We start from the raw sequence: 22233 nt of genomic DNA, 5'->3' as shown, positions 1-22233 counted from the left end.
CACCGTGAAAGGGTACGCGCGGCGTGGCGACGCCACGCCGCGAAGCGAGCGCGGGTCCGGCGTACCCCCCTGTCACGGACGGGATTTCGCCCGCCGTGGGTGTCCCGCCGGCGGGACACCGCGGATTCGACGCGGCCCGGCCCGTTCCGGCACCCGTTGTCTTGACCGGCCGATCACACCTCCGTGAAGGTGGAGGTGATCTGCGAATTCATTCAGGTTCCTGGCCTGTTTGCCGAGGGGATGATCCCTGTGCGTTCGTTCGGTGCGTCGTCGGCGCATAAAGGATTGTGGCTGGCCCAGAAAATGTCTCCGGACATGCTCAACCATGCGCTGAGCATGTGGGACGTGGACGGTGAAATCGACACGGCGGTCATGGAATCCGCATTCCGGCACGTGCTGGCGGAAGCGGAAGTGCTGCGGATCGATTTCGTCGACGACGGCGAGGGCAATCTGCTCCTGGTGCCCCGGGAATCGACCGACTGGCAGCCGTTCTTCCTGGACGTCGGCGCCGAGCCGGATCCCGAGCAGGCCGCGCGCGAGGCGCTGGCCGACATGATGAAGCAGCCGTTCGACCTGGAGCGCGATCTGCTGCTCCGGCTCGGCGTGGTCCGGCTCGGGCCCGCCCGCTCCCTCGTGGTGATCGCCTACCACCACCTCGTCTCGGACGGGTACGGCGCGGGCGGCCTGCTCTCGCGGCGCCTCGCCGAGGTGTACACCGCGCTGGCCCGGGGCACGGCCGTACCGGAGCCGGAACACCCGTGGGATGTCGAGTCGTTCGCCGCCGACGCCGCGCGATACCAGGAGTCCCCGAAGTTCGCCGAGGACACCGGGTTCTGGCGCGACTACCTCACCGAGGCGCCGGCGCCCGCGCAGGTGCCGCGCGTGCCGCTGTCCGACGCGGCGCGCGCCGCGCTCGCCGAGCCGATGAGCCGGGTGGACCGCTGGGCGCAGTTGGCCGACTCCATCGGCATGGTCAGTCGAACGCTGACCGTGCCGCGTGCCGAGGCCGACGGGTGGATCGCCGCCGCCGAGTCCATGGGCGTGTGGATGTCGTCGCTGCTGACCGCGGCCTCGGCGGTGTACTTCCGACACCGGTGCGACCGACCGGAGTTCCTGCTCTCGCTGGCCGTGGCCAACCGGACCGGCGACGCGAGCCGCACACCCGGCCTGGCGGTGAACGTGGTGCCGATGCGGGTGAAGGTGCCGCTGGGCGCGACTTTCGCCGACATCGCCGACGCGGTCGTGGACGAGACCTACGAGATCTTCGGGCAAACCGCCTGCCACTACTCGGAGATCCAGCGTGCGAGCGGCACCGTCCTGAGCGGACGCGGCAGTTTCGGCGCGGTCTTGAACATCGTCGAATTCGCGGAGCAACTGCACTTCGCCGACCACTCGGCGCGCTACCTCGGCGGAACGAACGGGGTCTTCGACGAGCTGTCCATCGGCGTCTACACCGACGGCAGCGCCGACAGCGACCTGTTCGTGCGCCTCGACGCCCCCGCCGGCCTGTACACCGGCGCCGAACTGCGCTTCATCGGCGCCGAGTTGATCGAATACATCCACGCGGTGACGGCCGATCCACAGCTGCGCGTCGGCGCGCTGGACGTGCTCGGCGGCGACACCCGCGACCGGGTGCTGACCGCGCCGAACGACACGACCGTGCCGCTGCCGGGGTCGACGGTTCCGGAGCTGTTCGCCGGCCGGGTGGCGCAGGCCCCCGACGACGTCGCGGTGCAGTTCGGCGAATCGGCGCTCACGTACCGCGAGTTGCACGCACGATCCGGCCGCCTGGCCGAGACGCTGCGCGGGCGGGGCGTCGGTCCGGAGACGGTCGTGGCGGTGGCGCTGCCCCGGTCGGTGGACCTGGCCGTCGCGCTGCTCGCGGTGGTGAAGGCGGGCGGAGCGTACCTCCCGATCGACCCCACGTCCCGGGCGGAGCGCATCGTGCCGGTGGTGCGCGACTCCTCGGTGCGGGTGCTGCTCACCGACGCGGCGACGGCCGAGGGGGCAGCCGTCGCCCGGGACGTCGCGGTGATCCTGTTCGACGACGTGCGCCCGGAGACCGCCGTCGACACCGGCGACGACGCGCCGAAGACGCCCGTCCCGTCGCAACCGGACAACCTGTTGGCCGTGATGTACGGTTCCGGACCGGACGGCAAGGCTGCCGGTGTCGCGGTGACGCACCGAAACATGGAGCGCCTGGCCCTGGACCGCCGGTGGCACGAGGGCGGCCGAGGCACCGTGTTGTGGCACTCGCCGATCACTGCCGACGCGCTCGCCCTGGAACTGTGGGTGCCGCTGCTGAACGGCGGCCGCGTGCTGGTGGCCGGGCCGGCGGAGTCGGCGGTGGACGTGCTAGCCGCGTCGACGTCGATCACGGCGGCGTGGTTGTCCGCCGGCCTCTTCTCGGCGATCGCGGCACAACACCCCGAACGCCTGGCCGGGTTGCGCGAGGTGTGGACCGGCGGCGACCGGGTGTCCTCGGCCGCGCTGCGCCGGGTACGCGAGGCCTGCCCCGATCTGACGATCGTGCATGGCCACGGTCCGACGGAGGCGACCGTACTCGCCGCGTGCGACCGCTCGGTCGACGACGGGGCGGCACACCACGCGGGCTCGATCGGCGGCCCGATGGACAACACCGCCGTGTACGTCCTGGGCCCGGGCCTGGCGCCGGTCCCCGTCGGGGTGACCGGTGAGCTGTACGTGGCCGGCCCCGGTGTGACGCGCGGCCGTCCCGGGCGTCCCGGGCAGACCGCGGAGCGCTTCGTGCCCTGCCCGTTCGGCCCGGCCGGCGGTCGGATGTACCGGACCGGGGACCTGGTGCGGTGGGGAAGCGACGGCGGGCTGGAGTACGTCGGCGCGGCCGATGCCCGGTTCGACGTGCGCGATGTCCGGGTCGAGCCGGCCGAGGCCGAGGAGGTGCTGTCCGAACACCCCGGCGTGGCACAGGCGGTGGTGGTCGGCCGGGCGGACGAGTCGGGGCAGCCGCGTCTGGTGGCCTATGTGGTCCCGGTCGGCGGTGCAGGAGAGGGTGCCACGAACTCCGCAGTGCTCTCCGGCACTTCGGGCTCCTCGGACACCTCGGAGGCCGGCTCTTCGGGCCCGTCGGGCGAGGAACTGCGCCGGTTCGCCGCCGAGCGGCTGGCGGAGTCCGTGGTGCCGTCGGCCTTCGTGCTCCTCGAACGCCTGCCGCTGACCGCGGGCGGTCGGGTGGACCGGGCGTCCCTGCCGAAGCCCGAGTTCGACGGCGGCTCCCACCGGGGCCCGCGCAACCGGACCGAGCGGGTCCTGGCCGCGCTGTTCGCCGATGTGCTCGAACTGGACCGCGTGGGTATCGACCAGGACTTCTTCGACCTCGGTGGGAACTCGCTGCGGGCGATCCGGCTGGTCGGCCTGATCCGGGCGGAGCTGAACCTCGAGGTGTCCATCCGCACACTGTTCGCGGCGCGCACCATCATCGGCCTGTCGGACATGTGGGGAGACCTCACCCGGTCGAGCCGGCCGGCTCTGCGCAGGCGGACGAAGGATGGCAAGGCCCTCTGAGAGGAATCCCGACAATGACGAGTCCGGTGGAAGAGCGGTGGCTCCGCCGCTTTCGTGACGACGACGGGTGCGGAACCAAGCTCGTCTGCTTCCCCCACGCCGGCGGCTGGTCCAACGCGTACCGCACCTGGGCACGGGGGCTGCCTTCGGATGTCGGCCTGCTCGCCATCCGGTATCCGGGCCGCGAGGACCGGATCGGCGATCCGTTCCCGTCCGGGTTGGAGGCCCTCGCCGACGACATCGTCGATGCCCTCGTCGGATTGACGCGGTATCGGCTGGTGTTGTTCGGCCACAGCATGGGGGCCTCGGTGGCGCACGAAGTGGCACTGCGCCTGCACAAGCGCGGGTGCCCACCGGCCGCGTTGTGCGTGTCGGGCAGACGTCCGTCGCACGCGCTGGAAGGCCTGCGGCGCCACTTCGGCACGGACGAGGAGATCATCGCGGACGTGGTGCGCTTCGACGAGAGCCGTGCCCCGGTGTTCGCGGATCCCGACCTGCGGGAGATCCTGCTCCCCGCCGTCCGCGCGGACTACCGGATGGTGGACGACTATCCCGCCGGCGACCGGCCTCCGCTCGACTGTCCGGTGTACGGCTACACGGGCGACCACGATTCCGAGGTGAGCCCGGAACTGATGCGCCGCTGGGCGGATACGACGAACGCCGGATTTCGGATCCGGGTCTTTCCCGGCGGGCACTTCTACCTCAGGGCCGAGGAGGACATGCTGCTGGCGGATCTGCGGGATGTATTGGATCGGGTCAAGCGCGGCGTGGGGGCCGGCTCGTGACCGGGTGGGCGCCATCCGGGCACTACGACCGACTCGGCGAGGTGTCGATCCGGATACCGTGACCCGGGCGAGGCGTTCGGCTCGCGATGACGTACGGGTGTCGCCCAGGCCCCGTGACCTGCCCGGATGCCCGTCCGGGCCCAGCCGGCGTGGCGCCGATGGCGCCATCCGGGTCACAGCGACTTGTGTTGGCGCAATAGTTGCGCCATGATGACGTCATGGATGTGAGCCCGTTCGTAGACAGGTTCGGGCGCGAGTTTGCCGCGCTCGCCCGGACCGACAGTGGGGACGCGGTCGTGCCGGAGGCACGACTGCTCGAGCCCGTGATCCGACGCATGTTGTTCGACGCACTGGCCGCCGCCGCGGACGAGATCAATCGCGACTTCGCCCCGGGCGCGGTCGAGCTTCGGCTCCGCGAGGGCGAACCGTACTTCGCCGTGCTGCCACGTGCGCCGGAGAGTGCGCCCGAGGCCGGTGCGGACGGTGCCACGGCACGCGTCGACGTGCGCGTTTCCCGGCACCTGAAGGAGTCCGTCGAGCAGGCCGCCGGCCGCGAAGGGCATTCGGTGCAGGACTGGTTGGAGCAGGTCCTCTCCGCCGCGGTGCGGCACGAGCACATACCCGGCGCCGCGGACCGGCGCGGCAAACGGGCCCGGCAGCGCTACACCGCCTGGGCGCGCTGAGCCGACCGGGCCGACACCCTGGCCGTCCCACCACGGGGGACACCCGCGACACCCGCCGGAAATGACGAGGAAGGAAAACCATGCCTGTTTTCGAGACCCCCAAGCCGATCTCCGTCGAGCTCGAACTCGGTGTCGGTGACGTGGAGATCACCGCCGAGGATCGCACCGACACCGTCGTCGAGGTACGGCCGACCGACGAGAAGGACGCCTCGGACGTCAAGGCGGCCGACCAGATCCGCGTCGAATACAACAACGGCGTACTGCTGATCAAGGGGCCCAAGCACGGGGTGCCCGTGGTGGTGGACTTCTCTCGGAAGTCCCGCTCGGTGGACGTGTCGATCGTGCTGCCCACGGGCTCGCGTGTGCGTGGCGAGGCGGCGATGGCGGACCTGCGCGGCTCCGGACGCCTCGGGGATTGCACATACAAGACGTCCACCGCGGACATTCGCCTCGAGCACGTCGGCCGGTTGAACCTGCGCACGGCGGGTCACATCGGCGTGGGCCGGGTCGACGGTGACGCCGAGGTCGCCACCGCCACCGGGCGGATCCGACTGACGGAGGTCGACGGCGCGATCGACGCCAAGAACTCCAACGGCGACATCGAGATCGGCCGGGTGACCGGCGACGTGCGCGCGCGCACCTCCAACGGTGACATCACCATCGGCCACGCCTCGGGGGGTACGACCGAGGCCAAGACCGCCAACGGCAACATCCGGGTCACGGAGGTGACCCGCGGCTCGCTCGTGCTCAAGACCGGGTCCGGCGACCTGGAGATCGGCATCGGTGGGGACAGCCCGGCGAAGCTGGACCTGAACACCGGATACGGACGCGTGAACAACACCCTGGAGGAGGTCGCCAAGTCGCTCGGGGAGGGGATCGAGGTGCGGGCGCACACCTCCTACGGGGACATCACGATCCACCGGGCCTGACGGGCGGACCGTACGGCCGGGCTCGGGCCGTCGTGCCCGGGCACGACGGCCGGCGTGGCCCGGCGCGACCGGCCGGCGACCGTACGGCCGGCCACCGCACCGGGCGGCCCGCCGCGCACGGGGCGGCTACTGCACCCAGCCGTTGAACTGCTGCTTGCCGCGATGGGACCGCTTGCTGTTGGACAGCGCCGCGGCGGAGGCGCGGACCATCCACGTGTTGACCGAGACGCCCTGTCGGCTCGCCGCCTTCTCGATCTCGTCCTTCATCTCCTGCGGCGGCCGGAAGTTGATCCGGGCCGTGGCGCCACCCCTGGTGCCACCGAACTCGCCGGTCGACCAGTCGCTCACCGGGTCGTCGGTCTCCTCCGGGGCGTCCCGGGCGGGGCCGTCATCGCCCGAGGGCGGGGTCACCACGAAGCTGGGATCCATCCCGCGCAGGCGCAGGTCCACCGAGCCGGGTGCCAGGTCCCGGGTGATCTCGTCGGCCGCCGCCGACAGAACCTTGAGCAACGTGAGCCGGACGGCCGACTCCAGCGGGGCGACGAGCCGCTCGGCCACCGCGCGGGTCTCGGCATCTCCGGCCGCGGAGGCTGCGACCAGCTCGTCGCGCAGCGCCTCGACATACTCCCGTAGTTCCATGGGCCCCATCATGGCACAGCGATTGCGCCGCACGGCGCCTACCTGGCCCGATACCGGGGCGCGAGCCCTTTGCCCAGGTGGAGGCGCGGTGGTCGGCACGGCCGACGGCACCGCCCGGACCGCCGCGCCCGGCGCGATCCGGTCGACCTGTCGCCACGGTTGGCGCCATCACCGCGCCATCGGAGGTACGGGCGGGAGCGGCGCGGGACGGGCGTCGCCGCGTCGCGCCACCCGTCCCGATGCTCGCCTCAGCGTGTGCCGGAAGGCGTGTCCGACGGCGTGTCCGCGGGCGTCGGGCAGAACTCGCCGTTCACGATGGGCAGGATGGTCTCCGCCGCCCAACTGCCGTTGTAGTTGAACGCGAGCTGATGCCGGCCGTCCTCGGTCAGCGCGACCATGGTGATCGACCCCGGCGCGCCGCCGTCGTGGTACCACAGCGTGACGCCGCAGCCCAGCGTGAACCGCTCGATGCCGAGGCCGTAGGACGCGCCCGGAAAATCGGGGTTGTCGACGGTCGTCTTCAGCTCCGCCAACTGCCGTGGCGGCAACAACCTTCCGCGGATCAGGGCCGCGTAGAACCGGTTCAGATCGTCCGCGTCGGAGATCATGTCGCCGTTGCCCCAGGTCTGGGATCCGTTCGTCTCGGTGACGTCGTCGATGCGATCCGGCTGCGCCGCGAAGAGCTTGGCGTAGCCGCGGCTGCTCGGCCGGGGCAGGCGGACCCGGTTGCCCGGGTTGGACGTCGCCCCGAGCCCGAGGGGTTCGATGATGCGATCGTGCACCTCGTCCTCGTACCGCCTGCCGGCGACGCGCTCGACGATCAGCGCGGCCAGGACGTCGTTGGTGTTGGAGAACGAGTGCCGGACACCGGGCCCGAACGGCGCCTGGTGGGAGAGCGCCACGCGTACGCGCATCTCGGGGGTCAGCGTGTCGTACCGGTGCCGCAGGAAGCCGTCGCCCGCGAGATAGGTGGCTCCGTACTCCGGGTCGAGGGCGTAATCGAACAGCCCGCTGGTGTGGTTGAGCAACTGCCGTACGGTGATCGCCCGTCCGTCGTTGCCGTTGCCCCGGACGACGCCGGGCAGATGGCGCTCGACGGTGTCGTCGAGGCCCAGCCGCCCCTCCGCCTCCAGCTGGAGCAGCACGGTCGCCACGAATGTGTCGGTGACGTTGCCGACCCGGAACCGATCGTCCCGGCCGCGCGGCGCACCCGTCCTCAGGTCGCCCACTCCCGATGCCGCCCGCCAGACTCCTCGGCCGTCGCGCGCCTGGGCGGTGACCCCGGGAACCCCGGCCCGTACGGCGGCCTCGATCGCCCGCCGCGTCTCCTGATGCCGACCCCCGGATCGGTCCGCCTCGTCCGCCGAAGCCCGCGCGGATCCGGTGAACACGGTGGCCACCATCGCCATCACCGCCAACCCGACCACGCCGCCCCGCGCCCTCTTCCACGCCACCACGCCGTACCCCCGAATGTCGTCCACACTTGCCCGTCGGCCGCACCCAGTGCCGCTCCCGAGCACCCGTCGGCGGCAGCGTAGATCACCCCCGAGCCGCATGGGGCTTTCCCGTGCCAAGACGACACCCGATGACGAAACGACCGGCCGACACCGCGTCGGACACCCGGAATCGCCGGCTCGAACCCCCCGTCGCACCGGGCCCGTGTCCAGCCGCCGGGACACCCCGGCCGCGGCCCGCGGCGGGCGACGGCGCCGGCCCGGCCCGCCCCGGCCGGCAGGAGTTGCAGCGGGTGGCGGATGAGCGTCTCCTGGACATGAGGCGACAGCGTGTTTTGTGTGCTTTGGGAGAAGATCTGATGACTCATCAGGACATCGAAGCAACCGCCGAACCGGCCGTCCTCGCACAGTACATCGCGGATCTGCCCGTGCCGGACTTGATGCCGGGCTCGATGGAGAGCGTTCGCGAGGACGAATTCGAGGGCCACCGGATCGTGGTCAGGACCAGTTACGAGATCACCGTGGACGACCGGCCGGTCACCGCCCACCTGATGGTGTCGAACAACGGGGAGGTGCACTGCCACGCGCTGCCGGCGTACCAATTCCTGTCCGCCGTCGACACGGTGAAGGCCCTCATCCAGTACTTCCCGGACGAATTCCCGCCCGGCGGCGGAGGCGCGCCCGAGGGGCACGAGGGGCACGAGGGGCACGAGGGGCAGGACCATGAGCACCACCACCACGAGCACGGCCACGGGCCGGATCACCCCGGAGGTGGCTGAGATGGCGATCGTACGCAGAAACGTCATCACCGATCTGTCCGCCCGCGACGCGTACATCCGCGGCGTCAACCTCCTCAAACAGGAGAACACGACGCTGCAGACGACCGCGTTCGGGATCCCCGGCCCCGCCGCGCCGGTCCGTACATACGACCTCTTCGTGATCTGGCACCACCGGGCCATGACCACCCCCGTGCCGCCGACCGGGGACTGGATGGTCCGCAACGGCGCCCATCGCGGGCCGGTGTTCCTGCCGTGGCACCGCGTCATGCTGGCCTACCTGGAGGCCAACCTGCAGCGGGTCCTGAACGACCCCGGCTTCGCCCTTCCGTACTGGGACTGGTCCATCGACGGCTCCCTGCCCGGCCCGGCGAGCCAACCGATCTGGACGGAGAAGTGGATGGGCGGTCCGGGCAGTCCGATCTCCACGGGGCCGTTCGTCTTCAAGGCCGCCGACCCGAAGAGTTTCCGGGTCCGCGTGGAAACCGACAGCTCCCTTCGACTCGTCCAGGCGAACCGGGGCCTGCGCCGGGGCCTGGGAAAGCTTCCCCCGCAGGGCACCGCCTCGTCGACCACCCTCCCGACTGCCCTCGACGTGGGCGCCGCCTTCAACACGCTGCCCATGCTCGGCGGCGATCCCGACCTCGCCACCTACGACTTCGCCCCCTGGGACGCCGGGTCGAAGGGATTCCGCAACCGGCTCGAAGGATTCATCGGAACCGGACTGCACAACCAGGTACACCGCTGGGTGGGCGGCGACATGGGCCCGGCTTCGTCCCCGAACGACCCGATCTTCTACCTGCACCACTGCAACGTGGACCGGCTCTGGGAAGGCTGGATGCACCACCACGGCCGCTCCTACGCCCCACCCATGACAGCCTCCGCCGACCTCCTCGGCCACCGCATCGACGATCCGATCGTCACCCCCCTGGGCCCGAACGCCCCGGGCGGCACCCCGCGCCTGACCCTCGACTTCACCGCCAAGTACACCTACGACCTCGTCCCGTAGGCCCCGACGCCGCCCGACATCACACGGCGCCGGCGTAGCCGCAGTGGTAATTGGAGTTGGTCGCGATGTTCCAGTCGATGACACACACCGCCGCCTTGTAGCCCTTGTCGTCCCAGTGCCAGCCGGTGTTGGTCTGTCCGTTCGTGACGCTCCAGGGGTTGGACGCGTCCGACCAGACACCGTCGTGCTTGCGCTGAAGGATCATGGTGCACTTGCCGCCGTTCCACGAGTGCACCAGCCCCTGCGCGTACCACGCACCGTTGGTCTTTTGGGTGTTGATCCAGGCCTTGCAGTTCTTGCCGTACCAGGTGACGGTGCTCGGCTCGTACACGACCGACTGTGCGGCGGCCTGAGCCGGCGTCCCGCCGCCCATGACCAGCAGTCCGGCCGCAACGGCCACCGACGCCCACACGATGCGCTTTTTCGCCATGAGAATTCCCCGTTCTCGCAAGAGTCGGACGGTCGGGGACCCGAGGTCCGAGTCGGATCCGTTCCGGGTCCCTGAGCCGAAGCTAGACCCGGCCACCTCCCCGATCGTCGAACGCAGGGTGGAACCGGCCCTCAACTTTGGCGGTAGCCCGGCGGTCCGGCGGCGACGCCCGCCCGGGCCGCGGGGGTGCTCGGCGCGTACCGGCCCGAAGGGTTGGTGGGGCGTGGGGGTATTGCGGTCGGGCGGGGCGGGCAGGCACTGGGGATCGAGGGTGTCGGCGAGGTGGGAGGCCGGGGACGATGGCCGAGTTGTTGCTCGGGCCCGTGTTGCGGCACGTGGATCGCACGAGTGCCACGGTGTGGGTGGAGACCGACTCACCCTGTGTGGTGACCGTGGCGTGCGAGGACGGCGTGGCCAGTGCGGCCACGTGGACGGTGTTCGGCCACCACTACGTGCTGGTGGTGGTCGAGGGACTGACGCCGGGGCGATCGCGGGAATACCGGGTGTTGCTGGACGAGCGGACGTGCTGGCCGGACGAGCGCTCGAATTATCCGCCGAGCGTGCTGCGCACCCCCTCGGCCGACGACGAGGAGCGCGACCTGAACCTCGTGTTCGGGTCCTGTCGCTGGTCGAGCCCGCCCAGCACCGAGGCGGGCGAGGAGCGCCGGCTCGATCCGGACGCGCTGGACACCCTCGCCCGCCGGCTGATGCGCTCGCCCGACGAACCGCTGCCGGACGCGCTGCTGCTGCTCGGCGATCAGGTGTACGCGGACGAGACCTCGCGCGCGATGCAGAACCGGCTGGCCCGGCGGCGCGACCTGGACGAACCCCCGGGCGGCCAGATCGCCGACTTCGAGGAGTACACGCTGCTCTATCACGAGTCGTGGTCCGATCCGCAGATCCGTTGGCTGCTGTCGACCGTGCCCAGCGCGATGATCTTCGACGACCACGACGTGATCGACGACTGGAACACCTCGCACGCGTGGCGCGCCGACATGGCCGCGACCGACTGGTGGTCCGAGCGGATCGCGGGCGCGCTCGCGTCGTACTGGATCTACCAGCACGTCGGCAACCTCGATCCGGCCGCGCTGGCGCGCAACGAGGTGCTCGCGGCGGTCCGCGCGGCGGCGCCGGGCGAGGATGTGGGGCCGCTGCTGCACGAGTTCGCGCTGCGCGCCGACGCGGAGGCCGAGGGCAAGACGAGCACGCGGTGGAGCTTCCGGCGCGACTTCGGCCGGACCCGGCTGCTGATGATCGACTCGCGCGCCGGCCGGGTGCTGACCACCGACCGACGGGCGATGATCGGCGCGGACGAGTTGGCCTGGATCACCGAGCAGGCGGACGAGGGCGGGTACGACCACCTGCTGATCGGCACGTCGCTGCCGTGGCTGCTGCCGTCGGGCATCCACGACCTGGAGTCGTGGAACGAGGCGCTGTGCGCGGGCGCTCGCGGGCCCCGCCTCGCACGCTGGAGCGAGTGGTTGCGGCGGGCGGGCGACCTGGAGCACTGGGCGGCGTTTCGCGAATCGTTCGATGCGCTGTCCGCGCTGATCGGGCGGATCGCGCTGCACGGGCCTCGGGCGGGCGGGCCGGCGCCGGCCACGGTGTGCGTGTTGTCGGGGGACGTGCACCATGTGTACGCGGCGGAGGCGCACTGGCTCGGCTCGGGGGAGGGGCCGCGGGCGGGCGACGCCGCCGGTGGCGCGGCCCGGGTCTACCAGTTGACCTGCTCGCCCGTGCACAACTCGGTCCCGCCGGCGATCCGGATCGGCTTCCGGTTCGGGTGGGGACGTACGGCGACCCGCATCGGGCGCGCCCTGGCCGCCCACGCGCGGCTGACGCCGCTGCCGGTCGAGTGGACGAAGCTGGGCGGGCCGTGGTTCGGCAACCACCTGATGACGCTCACCCTGCGCGGGCGGCGCGCCACGCTCTCCCTGGACCGCGCCGAGAACGGCCGACGCCACCGCGCCGCCCGGCTGCGCCGCGTCGGCCGCGCGACCCTGCGCGGGGACTGACCGGGCGGAGCCCGGGGGCCGGCCCGATCACCCACGTGCACGCGCCTGCCCATCCGCGGCCCGGTTTCGGGCGGCGAGGTCGGCGGGGACGGGGTCAAGTGCTGCCTTCCGGGCGACGGACGACCTTGCTCCGGTACCGGGCAGGGCGGCTCATGCGTTGCCGTCCTCGACGTCGGTGCTCGGTGGTCGTCAGGCGTTCGTATCGGGCGGTATCGGTGGCGCGCAACCGGCCAGACCGGCATCGGCGCCGGACTCCCCGGTGGTCGGGGCATCAAACCGCGGTACTCGAACCCCATGCTCCTCGACGATGTCGCCGCGGACTTCCCCGACCTCACCATCGTGATGGCCCACCCGTCGGTCCCCTGGCAGGACGAAGCCATCTCCATCGCCACCCACAGGGCCAACGTGCACATCGACCTGTCCGGCCGGTCCCCGAAGTACTTCCCGCCCCAGCTCGTCCGCGCCGCCAACACCCTCCTCCGCAACAAGGTCATGTTCGGCTCCGACTACCCGGTCATCACCCCGGAACGCCGGCTCGCCGACTTCGGGAAGCTCGACATCAAGGAGGAAGTACGCCCGCTCATCTCAAGGACAACGCGGCTCGCGTACTCGGCTTGGCCGACTGATCCGTGGTCGAAGGCCGCGGGGCGGCCGGTCGGTCGATTCCGCGATTCGGGTGGTGATCTTGCCGGGCCCGCCCGCTCGTACACTGACGAATGTGGAGGATCGTACGACCGCCGGGACCGGGGCACGACCGACGGCCGCCCTGCGGCCGTACGTCGACTCGTACGTCGGTTTCGACCTCCGCGGGTTCCCGGAGGGAGTGCACTGCGGCCCGCCGGGACGCGTGCTCACCACGGTGATCAGCCTGTCGGACCCCCTGGAAGTGGCGACGGGCGTCGACGACGGGTCGCCGATCATCCGATACGACAGCGTGGCCTGCGGTCTGCGCAGCCGCTCCGTCGCGATCCATCACGACGGACGGCAGCAGGGTGTACAGATCGCGCTGACACCGCTCGGCGCCCGGGCCGTCTACGGCATGCCCGCCGCCGGACTCGCCCACCACCTCGTCCCCCTCGACGAACTTCTCGGCTCGCTCGGCATCGAGTTGGTCGAGCGGCTGCGAACGGCGACGACATGGGCGACGCGGTTCACCGCGCTGGACGAACTGCTCCTTCGAGCCGTCGAACGCGGCGCCGGCGGCAACCGGGCACACCGAGCGCGCCCCGAGGTGGCCGAGGCGTGGCGCCGGCTCGTCGCCACCCGGGGCCGCGTCCAGGTCGGGGCGGTCGCCGCGGACCTCGGCTGGAGCCGCCGCTACCTCACCGACCGGTTTCGCGACGAACTGGGGCTGTCGCCGAAGACCTTCGCCCGAGTCCTGCGCTTCGAGCACGCGCACGAACTGGCGACGGCGCGAGCCCCGCTCCCATGGGCCGACGTGGCGACCGTGTCCGGCTACGCCGACCAGGCCCATCTCGTCCGGGACTGGAACGAGTTCACGGGCCGATCACCCACAGCCTGGCGTCGCGGCGAAGTCCTCCTCGCGACCGGATAGCCGCCGACCGCCCGGGCCGCTGTTCCCTTTCGTTCAAGACCACCCGATCGCCGGCGCGGCACGATCGTCGGCATGAGACTCCTCAACGACGAACACGACGCCGTCGACCTGCGGACCACCCCCGTGCACCTCGGGCTGGGATCGAGCGCCAAGCCCATCGAGGGCTTCGCCTGGAAGCCGGAGGTGCTTCGGGCATACGGCGCCGCGGTCGCGGCGGACGGCGCCGAAGGCCGGATGGTGATGATCTTCGACGGCGACGGCCCCGGCGACCACTGGGAGTGCCACCCCGCCGGCGACGAACTGGTCGTCTGCCTGAGCGGATCGGCGACGGTCATCCGCGACATGGACGGGGTACGCGAGCGCGTGCGGCTGCGGCCGGGTGAGGCCACCATCAACCCGGCCGGCGCCTGGCACGTCGTCGACATGGCAGAGCCGACGTCCATTCTGACCATCACCGCCGGCCTCGGTACCGAGCACCACTCCCGAACCGACACCCACCCGGGCGAACACACCGGCGCACCCGACCCAAAAACGCCGTGACGACACGCATCGCATGCCTCGGCGACAGCCTCACCCGGGCACAGTTCAGCGTCGACTACCCGGACGTTCCGAACAGCCGCGGCGCCACCCTCGTCGCCGAGGTCGTCGACACCGCCCTGCTCATCCGACGCCCATAGCCGACTCGGGCCCCCGCAGCCGGCCGAGCGCCATCCACCACCCCGGCGACGCCGGCCGTCCGAGAGGGGGCCACGCCGAACACCCTCGCGCCGCGGCGGGTGTCGTCGGGTTCGTCAGTGTGCGTGTCCGGTCGCGTTGTCGCGGGTTCCGGAAGGGCCGTGGAGGGCGGTGATGCGCGTGGCGGTGCCGGCGAGGCAGTCCGCGATGTCGCGCAGGTGCGATCTGCTGTACGAGTCGGTCGACCAGCCGAGGTCGTCCATGCCCTTGACGACCAGGAGAAGCTGCTCCGCCGCCGCGGCCAGCCGCTTCGCCAGGGCGGCCATGTCCCCCGGGTCTCGTTCCATCGCCTGCCTCCTGTCGTCGAATGGGCCCTCGGCCCCGGTGGGGGTCCCGGTCGCGGGCTCCGCCGCGATCCGGGTGGGGTGCCGCTCGTGACGAGGACTCCGGTGGGTCCCCGGGGGGAATCGAGCCCGGCGGTTTCGGTGGCGGCGTCGATCCGCGCCGGGCGTTCTCGGGGGGTCAGGGGCTCTCGCGTGGCCGGTTCTCGTTGGCGTCGCGCAGTTCGGCGTTCAGGCGCAGGGCCTCCTCGAGTTGGTCCTCGAGGATGACGATGCGGCAGGCGGCGTCGATGGCGGTGCCCTGGTCGACGAGTTCGCGGGCGCGTTGGGCGATGCGCAGTTGATAGCGGGAGTAGCGGCGGTGGCCGCCCTCGGAGCGCAGCGGGGTGATCAGACCGTAGTCGCCGATCGCGCGCAGGAAGCCCTGCGAGGCGCCGATCAGTTCGGCCGCGCGGCCCATGGTGTAGGCGGGGTAGTCGTCGTCGTCGAGCCTGTCGGTGCCGGTCGGGGTCGAGCCGGATTCGGGTGCCATCGGCGCCTCTCTGGAGTTCACATCCGTGGGAGCTGTTCGGGGAACGCGTCGAGGGGCCCTGGTGCCGTACGGCACCAGGGCCCCGAAAGAAATCCACACCATCCACCGACACCGAGGTGCCGGCCTATCCGTTCCGCACGCTTCCCAACGGGTGGGGGTGCGGGGATCGCAATTGCGTGACCGCGGACGACCTTTCGTATCGGCGTCTCCACGGATCCCACTCGGCCGAAGTCTCACCGTGCCGAGCGGGCGATCCGGATGGCGTTCGCTCCTTCCTCTCCTGTCCTGCGTTGTGCAGCCTGTACTGCCTGTCCTGCGTGGCGACCCCGTGGGCCGCCTTCGGTTTCTCCTCGGCCCGACAACCAGTCTCCGGAACCCCTGCCCAACAACGAACGGCCCCGGGACTCTGCTGTCGAACCCTCAACAACGCGCGCCGGTTCGTCTCCGTCGCGCCTCACTGATTCGCTTGGTTACGACAGAAAACATAGCCATCGGCTCCTCTGATGTCTACTCCATGCACGACAGATTTTCCGGCATCGTCGGATGTGGAAACTGCCGCTCCCGTATCCCGTCGACGCGCCTCGTCGTTCCCTCCGGGCCCGGCAGGCCAAGGGCCGCTTCGGCCGCTGCGCTCGACGTGTACGCCTGCCGCCCGGGGGCCTGCCGCGCGACGTCGGCGACGGGGCGGCGGACCCGTCGTCCGATCCCGGGGAGCGCCCGGAACGCATAGAGGGGCCCCGGTGCCGTACGGCACCAGGGCCCCGAAGGAACTGCTACACCACCTGCCGGCCGTGATGCTGCGCCGGCTTCATGTTTCCGCGGGCCCGACCGAACTGCCGTCGGGGGCGCGGGGATCGCGGTTGCTCGACCGGAGACCACCTCACTATCGATGTCCTGCGGTACCCGGGCCCAAGACTTGCGCCCGGGCGATCCCGATGGTGTCGGCTCCTCCGTTCTTCCCTCGAATATCGACTGCTTGACCTGCTCTACTGCGTACTACCGGTGATGCGAACCTCCGGTGGCCTCTCGCAGCGCCACCGTTCGACAGCCGGCCCCGTCGCCCGTCCTGCGTCCTGCTTCGGCTTGGAACCCCACTGCCGAACCTCCCGGTGCGCGCGCCCGCAGCCGACGCCTTCACCGAGGTACTGCTCAACCTCCACTGCCGGATGCTGCGACTTGCACTTACCGGTACTGCCACTGCGTTGACCACTGCACTGCCTGCGGTGGCCCCTGATACTGCGAGCCACCCGGCCCGGCCGTCAGTCCCGTCGCCCTGTCCTTCAAACCGTGGCTTCGGAACTCCACCGCCGAACCGTCCTGCGTACTACGAAAACCTGTACGACTGCCCGGCAGTTCGTTCCCTCCGGGCCCTTCGGTCTCTCTGGGCTACGAGAGAAACCATAGCCACGCCACCACGTGATGTCTACTCCAGACACGACAGATTTTACGATCTCCAAAGAACAGGCAATCTGCTCCGCGCCGGCGCACCCCAGGCGCCCCGGACCTCCGTTCCCGGGTCGGATTCGGCACCCGCCGCACCGCCGCCACGAGGTCGCCTCGGCGATGTCCGTTCGCCATGACGAAAGCGGTGGTCCGTGGCCCGCGTCGGCCGGGACGGTCTTCGATTCGGACCGGCCGACGCGTCGTCCAACGGCGGGTCCCCGGCCAAATCCTGATCACCGCCACCGAGCGGGCCCGGGCCACCACCCGGGCCCGCCCCCGCGGTAAACCCGGCACCTGTACGCCGACTTCGGTCAGGCGCGCCCCGCGGAGCACCGGGTCGGCGATCGTGTGTCACGGGGGATTACCGCCTTGGTACTGTGTGTGATAGTTGCCGTACAGGCTGTGACGCAGACGAGGGTGGAATCGGCATGACGGATAGCTTCACCGCACAGCTGACGGAGATTCCGGAGACCGCCCTTTGGGCCCTCTATCACCGTGCCACCGAAGCCCGGCGCCCGGACGCCGTCCTGGCGGATCCGCTCGCGGTCGAGCTCGTGCGCTCGATCGACTATCCCTGGCAGGAGCGGTTCGGGGTGGCCTCGCCCTGGCTTGCACAGACTGTGGCGTTGCGCGCTCGTTGCTACGACGCGGCCGTGCGGGATTTCCTGGACCGGCATCCGAACGGCACTGTGGTCGCGCTCGGCGAGGGTTTGGAAACGCAGTTCTGGCGGGTGGACAACGGCCATGTGCGCTGGATCACTGTCGACCTCGCGGAGCCGACGGCCCTGCGCGGCAAGTTCCTGCCGTCCGCGGAGCGGCAGCGCACCGTGGTCTGCGACGTCCGGGAGCCTCGGTGGCTGGAGGAAGCAGCCGGCTCCTCCGAGGTGATGATCACGGCGCAGGGGTTGCTGATGTACCTGCGGCCTGCCGAGGTACGGGAGTTGCTGGCGGCCTGTGCGGAGCGCTTCCCCGGAGGGAGCATGGTCTTCGATGCCGTGCCTCGTTGGGTCCGGGATCGCGCCAGGTCCGGACAGCGTGCTCCGGGCAGCCGCTTGAAGCCGCCCATGTACTGGGCGATGGACTCGGGCGAGCACGAGAAGTTGCGCACGGCGCACCCCGGCATCAGCGAGGTCCGTGACCTGCCGATGCCACCGGGGCGCGGTTTCGTCTTTCGGCATGTCGTGCCGCGCGCGGGCCGGTTGCCGCTGGTGCGTCGGATGCGCCCGCCGATCGTCCTGCTGCGGTTCGGGTCGTCCTGAGTCGAGCAGCCCCGGTTCGGAACCGATCGCGGATGCCGCGCGGCCGGTGAGTGGTAAATCAACGAAAGGGGATCGCGGTGCCAGAAGAGCCGACTCCAGTCCTTGACAAGGACACGATCGATTTCGACGCCGTCTACCGGGGTGAGCCGCTCGCGGCGGGTGGGGAGGTGGCCTTCCCCGTCATCCCTTGGGACCTGGGCGAACCGCAGCCGATGGTCCTCGAGTTGGTTCGAGAAGTCGCGTTCCGCGACGAGGTTTTGGATGCCGGCTGCGGGTTGGGGGACAACGCGATCATGCTCGCGGGTCGCGGCCTTCGGGTGACGGGGATCGACTGTTCGGCCACCGCACTCGAGAGTGCGCGCGAACGCGCCGCCGCCGCCGGGGTCCGGGTCGACTTCGTGCAAGCGGACGCCACCAGCCTCACCGGACTGGACGGGCGGCGTTTCGCCACCGTGCTGGACAGCGCGCTGTATCACTGCCTCGGCGATGAAGACCGACACCGGTACATCGCGGAACTGCACCGGGTCACCGAGCCGGAGGCACAACTGCATCTGGTGTGCTGGGCAGAGGGTTCGTCCGCCGCCGCCCGGCATCCCATGGGAGTGAGCGAATCGAATTTGCGCACTACCGTCGGCGTCTTGTGGGACGTCCGGGAGATCCGTTCCACGACCCTTTCTACGGGTCTTGTCCGGGACTCGCTCACCGATGAACAGATCGACCGGTTCAGGCAGTTGGGTGCAACGATCGACAGGGATCGGGCACCCGTCGACAACAAGGGCAGGGTCAGCGGCCCAGCCTGGTATCTGCGCGCGGTTCGCCGTTGAGCCTCCCGCGCCTGCCGACCCGGCCGGCGCCGAGTGGTGGGTCTCACGGGCCGACCGGGTCAGGCGCATGGAAGTAGTCGGCGTAGAAGCACATCAGTTCCGGAACCCGTGCCGGGAGGCCGGGCAACCGGGCCGCCGCGTCGGCGAGATGAGCGAATGTGCGGCTGATCGACCGCAGCGCCACATCCGGCCTGGCGATGAACTCCGGTCGTGCCTCCAGTTCGAACGAAGGGCCTGCGGTACGCCCCGGTTGGCCGGATGGAAGCGTCACCAGGTGCTCGGCGAGTGGCCTCATCATCCCCGCCATGACGTCGATCGCCGCGTTCATGAGCGGCGAGCGGCGCAGGCCGGCGTCCGGCGTGCCGCTGAAGTGCTGAACCATGAGCTGGTTCATCAGGAAGTAGCAGCGGTTGAACACCATCAGTGCGGCGCGCGCCTCCGGGGCGGTCACCTGCTGTCGGGCCGGGTTCCCGGCGTGCAGCGAGGGGTTGCGGAGCACCGGGTAGGCGGGGCTCCAGGGTGGTCGCCGTCGGCCGCCGTCGCGCGGGTGGCCGTGTTTTTGGTGCTCTGCCATGAGCAGGTCCGAGATCCGGGTGAAGGTCGCGAAATGTGACTCCTCGTCGTGTTGGACGCTGTCGAGGACGTTGCCCTCGCCGTGTTCGGTGACGAAGTCGAGGGCGAACAGCGCGCTCGCGACATCGTCCACCTCCAACTGGTAGTCGGGGTGGGCCGCGTTGACCGACGCGCGCATGAACAGGTGGTGTTCCCCGCCGCCGCGTCCTCGTTCGACGAGGAAGAGGTCCGGCACGGTCTTGATGCCCTCGCGGATCGCCTCGTACAGATCGCTGAGCGACTCGTAGGCGTAGGACGGTCCTTCGTCGCGGCGCGGCAGCCGGTCCTCCGCGAGGTCCCGCCCGGAGCCGTGCGGCCGTTCCAGGGCGATGAACCGCTGTACGCTGCCCAGCCCAAACCCTTCCAGGCACAGGTCCAGGGGTAGGCGCAGCCGGCTGTTGACGGTCCCGAAGTCGATCCGCGGCAGGTGGAAGGCCATGCCCATGGCGGTGATGATGTTGTTGATCACCAGGAAGTGCATCATCTCCTCCCGGGCCACGTTCATCAAACCACCTCGCACGCCGTTGTCGAGGGTCTCCGAGCCCTCCCCACACGCGAGGCGGAGTTGCTCCTCGGTCCATTCCCCGCGCCGTACCAGCTCCCGACCCGCGCCGTGCAGGGGGATGGACCAGGCGGCATACAAGTACTGCATCATGACGGCGAGTTCGACCGCGGCGGCCTCTCGGAGCGCCTCGCCGAGTCGGGCACGCGTGGTGATGGCACCGCTGCGTGCCCGGCGGGGAACCAGTCGAGGCGGTGGCCGCCGGCTCGCTTCCTCCTGCCGCAGGTGGGCCAGCAGGAGCCGCGTCTGCGGTCCGGTCATGTCGCGGGTGGGGGGCATGTAGAACGTCTTGTCCCTGTGGCGGGGGTCGCACATCAGCCAGATGAGCCGTGCGTGCGAGGCCACTCGGCATGCGTCGGACAGGCTGAAGACCTCGTCGCCCATGAACGAGTACAGGTGTTCGTAGGGTGCGAACACCTCGCGGTAGAGCACCTGGGGCGTTACCTGGTCCCGAGGAATGTCGTCGAGGTGCCGCGTGTCGGGAAGCACACGAACGTCCACGGCACACACGGCCGGCCAGTACCCCAGGCGATCGTCGTTGTCGTACGCGCGGGCGGCGGACCCGGGCTCGGCGGGATCGCAGGGCGGCTCGTCCCCGGTCGGCAGCACAAGCAACCGCGTGCTGCCCGCCGACGCCCACCGCAGGGCGAGCCGTCCGCGTCCTTCGCCATCGGTCTCCAGCGTGCAGGACTCGTCCCACTTGTCGTCGTCGGCCCGTGTTCCGCCGGGACGGACGTCCACGATCCGCACGTCGCCGCACCGGCGTTCGCAGCTGCCGGCCCAGGGATCGCCGGGCAGCGCGCGTGGGTTGAAGAACTGGGTCACGTGCACCCTCGCCGGCGCCGGGCGCCCGAGATGGTAGGTGCGGACGTCCACCTCGGCGACACCGTCGTCGCGGGAATCCACATCCGGCGGTTCGACGAAAAGGGCGGAATCGTCGATCCGCACCACGATCTCCTCCTCGGTCAGCAGCACCGAGGGCTCGCGTCCGCGCGGCGCGCCCACGAGGACCAGCGGCTCGTCGGGGCCGGCATCTCCCGCCGGGCAGGCGCTCGGATCGTGGTGCGTGGGAACCGTGACGAGACCGCCGGTGCGGTCGGTATCCGCGAGATAGGCGTCGCGCGGCACGGTGGCCACCAGTCGCCCCGAGTCGCGCGTGCGCAGCTGCAGGTCCCCGACATCGAGGCGCGGACCGAGTTCGTGGAGGGGGCCGGGCCCCCGGCGGGTACTCCGGGCGGTGACGGGAATGGCCGTGACGAGGTCGAAGGTGGTGTATTCCGCGCCCACTCGCACCGCGACGTTGTGGAGCAGGGGCGGTGCGCCGCTCCGGCGGGGACGGCGGGCACTGAGGAACCGCCCGGCCGGGCAGGTCCGTTCCTCCTCGCGATGCCACGGTGCGATGGTGCCGCGCACCTGCCACACGTCCGGCGCGTCGTGGACCGTCGGGGTGGCCATGTTGGTGAGCGCGAACCGTACGACGAGACCCGCCGCGCCCTCGTCCGTGATGCGCGTCCGGAGCAGCCGTGCGGCCTCGGAGCCGTCCGCCTCCGGAAACCAGTTCAGGCCGAGGGCGCCGTCGACGGCGAACTGGTGGATCACCGAGCGTCGGAACCGATCGGCCAGCGGGTGGTCGCCGACGTCGAGGATGTGCTGCGAGTTCTGCCAGCGCGGGGGTTGGAAGCCGGTCACCGCGCCCATGGCCATGTAGCCGACCTCGTGTGAGCGGCCCTGCCTGCCGAAGCCGAACCGGCCGACCATCACCGTCGTGGTCCAGTCGGATGCCGGATCGACGTCGAAGACGCGGGCGCGGTTGAACGTGGTCGCCAGGTAGTCGTTGTAGTGGCCCCACATGTCGACGTGTCGGCCCACCACCGGGTCGGAGGTGTCCACGTCACCCGGCGCGTGTTCCCAGCCGCTGACCCGGGCGTCCACCCAAAAGTGGCCATTGGCGCCGAAGTTCCACCCCTTGACCGTGCCGAACCGCCCGTCCGCGGTGATCCGGCCGTCCGGTTCGTAGCGCCGGCCGAGTCCGTCGAGATGGTCGTGGTACTCCCGGGGCGGACGGTCCAGCGGGAACGGCACCCCCTGGGAGGTCACGGCGCGGTTGCGGGAGAGGTCGTACAGCCCGCTGCGCGGTCCGGTGGGAAGGCGGGTGACCGCGGTGCCG

The 22233-nt window shown here is 70.7% G+C and carries 17 protein-coding genes and 2 pseudogenes; 13 read left to right on the top strand and 6 right to left on the bottom strand.

Annotated elements, in window-relative coordinates; genetic code table 11:
• The first annotated feature begins 240 nt into the window (after positions 1 to 240).
• The 4 genes from ACFXKZ_RS08205 (at position 241) to ACFXKZ_RS08190 (ending at position 5940) form a co-directional block, all read left to right on the top strand.
• A complete protein-coding gene (locus tag ACFXKZ_RS08205; RefSeq protein WP_379997744.1) occupies positions 241 to 3543 on the top strand; it encodes an amino acid adenylation domain-containing protein in 3303 nt (1100 codons plus the stop codon).
• A gap of 14 nt (positions 3544 to 3557) precedes the next feature.
• Positions 3558 to 4328, top strand: coding sequence for a thioesterase II family protein (locus tag ACFXKZ_RS08200; protein WP_379997742.1), 771 nt, complete (start codon positions 3558 to 3560; stop codon positions 4326 to 4328).
• A gap of 218 nt (positions 4329 to 4546) precedes the next feature.
• The gene (locus ACFXKZ_RS08195) at positions 4547 to 5011 is read left to right on the top strand and encodes a hypothetical protein (RefSeq protein ID WP_379997740.1); all 465 of its coding nucleotides are present in this window, start codon (positions 4547 to 4549) and stop codon (positions 5009 to 5011) included.
• Between the two features lie 80 nt (positions 5012 to 5091).
• The gene (locus ACFXKZ_RS08190) at positions 5092 to 5940 is read left to right on the top strand and encodes a DUF4097 domain-containing protein (protein WP_379997738.1); all 849 of its coding nucleotides are present in this window, start codon (positions 5092 to 5094) and stop codon (positions 5938 to 5940) included.
• Positions 5941 to 6066: 126 nt separating this feature from the next.
• Here the strand turns inward: ACFXKZ_RS08190 and ACFXKZ_RS08185 are convergent, their stop codons facing one another.
• Together ACFXKZ_RS08185 and ACFXKZ_RS08180 are read right to left on the bottom strand one after the other, a co-directional pair.
• Positions 6067 to 6579 carry a hypothetical protein gene (locus tag ACFXKZ_RS08185; protein ID WP_379997736.1) on the bottom strand — a complete coding sequence of 171 codons (513 nt, stop codon included), beginning with the start codon at positions 6577 to 6579 and terminating at the stop codon, positions 6067 to 6069.
• A gap of 248 nt (positions 6580 to 6827) precedes the next feature.
• The gene (locus tag ACFXKZ_RS08180; RefSeq protein ID WP_379997734.1) at positions 6828 to 8033 is read right to left on the bottom strand and encodes a serine hydrolase domain-containing protein; all 1206 of its coding nucleotides are present in this window, start codon (positions 8031 to 8033) and stop codon (positions 6828 to 6830) included.
• Between the two features lie 359 nt (positions 8034 to 8392).
• Between ACFXKZ_RS08180 and ACFXKZ_RS08175 the strand changes: the two genes are divergently transcribed.
• Together ACFXKZ_RS08175 and ACFXKZ_RS08170 are read left to right on the top strand one after the other, a co-directional pair.
• Positions 8393 to 8812, top strand: a complete 420-nt coding sequence (locus tag ACFXKZ_RS08175; RefSeq protein ID WP_379997732.1) for a hypothetical protein — start codon at positions 8393 to 8395, stop codon at positions 8810 to 8812.
• Entirely contained in the window at positions 8757 to 9818 is a 1062-nt protein-coding gene (locus tag ACFXKZ_RS08170; protein WP_379997730.1) for a tyrosinase family protein, read from the top strand. The genes ACFXKZ_RS08175 and ACFXKZ_RS08170 overlap by 56 nt, the downstream gene beginning before the upstream one ends.
• A gap of 19 nt (positions 9819 to 9837) precedes the next feature.
• Here ACFXKZ_RS08170 and ACFXKZ_RS08165 read toward each other — a convergent pair whose 3' ends face one another.
• Positions 9838 to 10248, bottom strand: coding sequence for a hypothetical protein (locus tag ACFXKZ_RS08165; protein ID WP_379997728.1), 411 nt, complete (start codon positions 10246 to 10248; stop codon positions 9838 to 9840).
• Positions 10249 to 10547: 299 nt separating this feature from the next.
• Between ACFXKZ_RS08165 and ACFXKZ_RS08160 the strand changes: the two genes are divergently transcribed.
• The 5 genes and pseudogenes from ACFXKZ_RS08160 to ACFXKZ_RS08140 all read left to right on the top strand — a co-directional run.
• Complete coding sequence (locus ACFXKZ_RS08160) at positions 10548 to 12263, top strand: alkaline phosphatase D family protein (protein WP_379997726.1); 1716 nt, start codon at positions 10548 to 10550, stop codon at positions 12261 to 12263.
• A gap of 225 nt (positions 12264 to 12488) precedes the next feature.
• Positions 12489 to 12889, top strand: a pseudogene (locus ACFXKZ_RS08155) (amidohydrolase family protein); the annotation flags it as partial.
• Between the two features lie 92 nt (positions 12890 to 12981).
• Positions 12982 to 13818 carry a helix-turn-helix domain-containing protein gene (locus ACFXKZ_RS08150; protein WP_379997724.1) on the top strand — a complete coding sequence of 279 codons (837 nt, stop codon included), beginning with the start codon at positions 12982 to 12984 and terminating at the stop codon, positions 13816 to 13818.
• Between the two features lie 72 nt (positions 13819 to 13890).
• On the top strand, positions 13891 to 14358 hold the full coding sequence (locus ACFXKZ_RS08145; RefSeq protein ID WP_379997722.1) for a cupin domain-containing protein: 468 nt from the start codon (positions 13891 to 13893) through the stop codon (positions 14356 to 14358).
• Positions 14355 to 14438: pseudogene (locus ACFXKZ_RS08140) on the top strand (SGNH/GDSL hydrolase family protein); the annotation flags it as partial. The gene ACFXKZ_RS08145 and the pseudogene ACFXKZ_RS08140, both read left to right, overlap by 4 nt.
• 171 nt (positions 14439 to 14609) lie before the next feature.
• On the opposite strand, the gene ACFXKZ_RS08135 reads toward ACFXKZ_RS08140, so the two are convergent.
• Both ACFXKZ_RS08135 and ACFXKZ_RS08130 read right to left on the bottom strand, forming a co-directional pair.
• Positions 14610 to 14840: a hypothetical protein gene (locus tag ACFXKZ_RS08135; RefSeq protein WP_379997720.1), complete on the bottom strand. Its 231-nt coding sequence runs from the start codon at positions 14838 to 14840 to the stop codon at positions 14610 to 14612.
• Positions 14841 to 15015: 175 nt separating this feature from the next.
• Positions 15016 to 15366, bottom strand: coding sequence for a MerR family transcriptional regulator (locus ACFXKZ_RS08130; RefSeq protein WP_379997718.1), 351 nt, complete (start codon positions 15364 to 15366; stop codon positions 15016 to 15018).
• A 1871-nt stretch (positions 15367 to 17237) separates the two neighbouring features.
• Here ACFXKZ_RS08130 and ACFXKZ_RS08125 point away from each other — a divergent pair.
• Positions 17238 to 18068: a class I SAM-dependent methyltransferase gene (locus tag ACFXKZ_RS08125; protein WP_379997716.1), complete on the top strand. Its 831-nt coding sequence runs from the start codon at positions 17238 to 17240 to the stop codon at positions 18066 to 18068.
• A gap of 77 nt (positions 18069 to 18145) precedes the next feature.
• Entirely contained in the window at positions 18146 to 18892 is a 747-nt protein-coding gene (locus tag ACFXKZ_RS08120; RefSeq protein ID WP_379997714.1) for a class I SAM-dependent methyltransferase, read from the top strand.
• A gap of 43 nt (positions 18893 to 18935) precedes the next feature.
• Here the strand turns inward: ACFXKZ_RS08120 and ACFXKZ_RS08115 are convergent, their stop codons facing one another.
• Positions 18936 to 22163 carry a ferritin-like domain-containing protein gene (locus ACFXKZ_RS08115; protein ID WP_379997712.1) on the bottom strand — a complete coding sequence of 1076 codons (3228 nt, stop codon included), beginning with the start codon at positions 22161 to 22163 and terminating at the stop codon, positions 18936 to 18938.
• Positions 22164 to 22233 lie beyond the last annotated feature (70 nt).

It is taken from the genome of Embleya sp. NPDC059237, assembly GCF_042754105.1.
Classification (GTDB): domain Bacteria; phylum Actinomycetota; class Actinomycetes; order Streptomycetales; family Streptomycetaceae; genus Embleya.
Note: the sequence above shows the minus strand (reverse complement) of the source record. Positions and strands in the feature narration are given on the sequence as shown.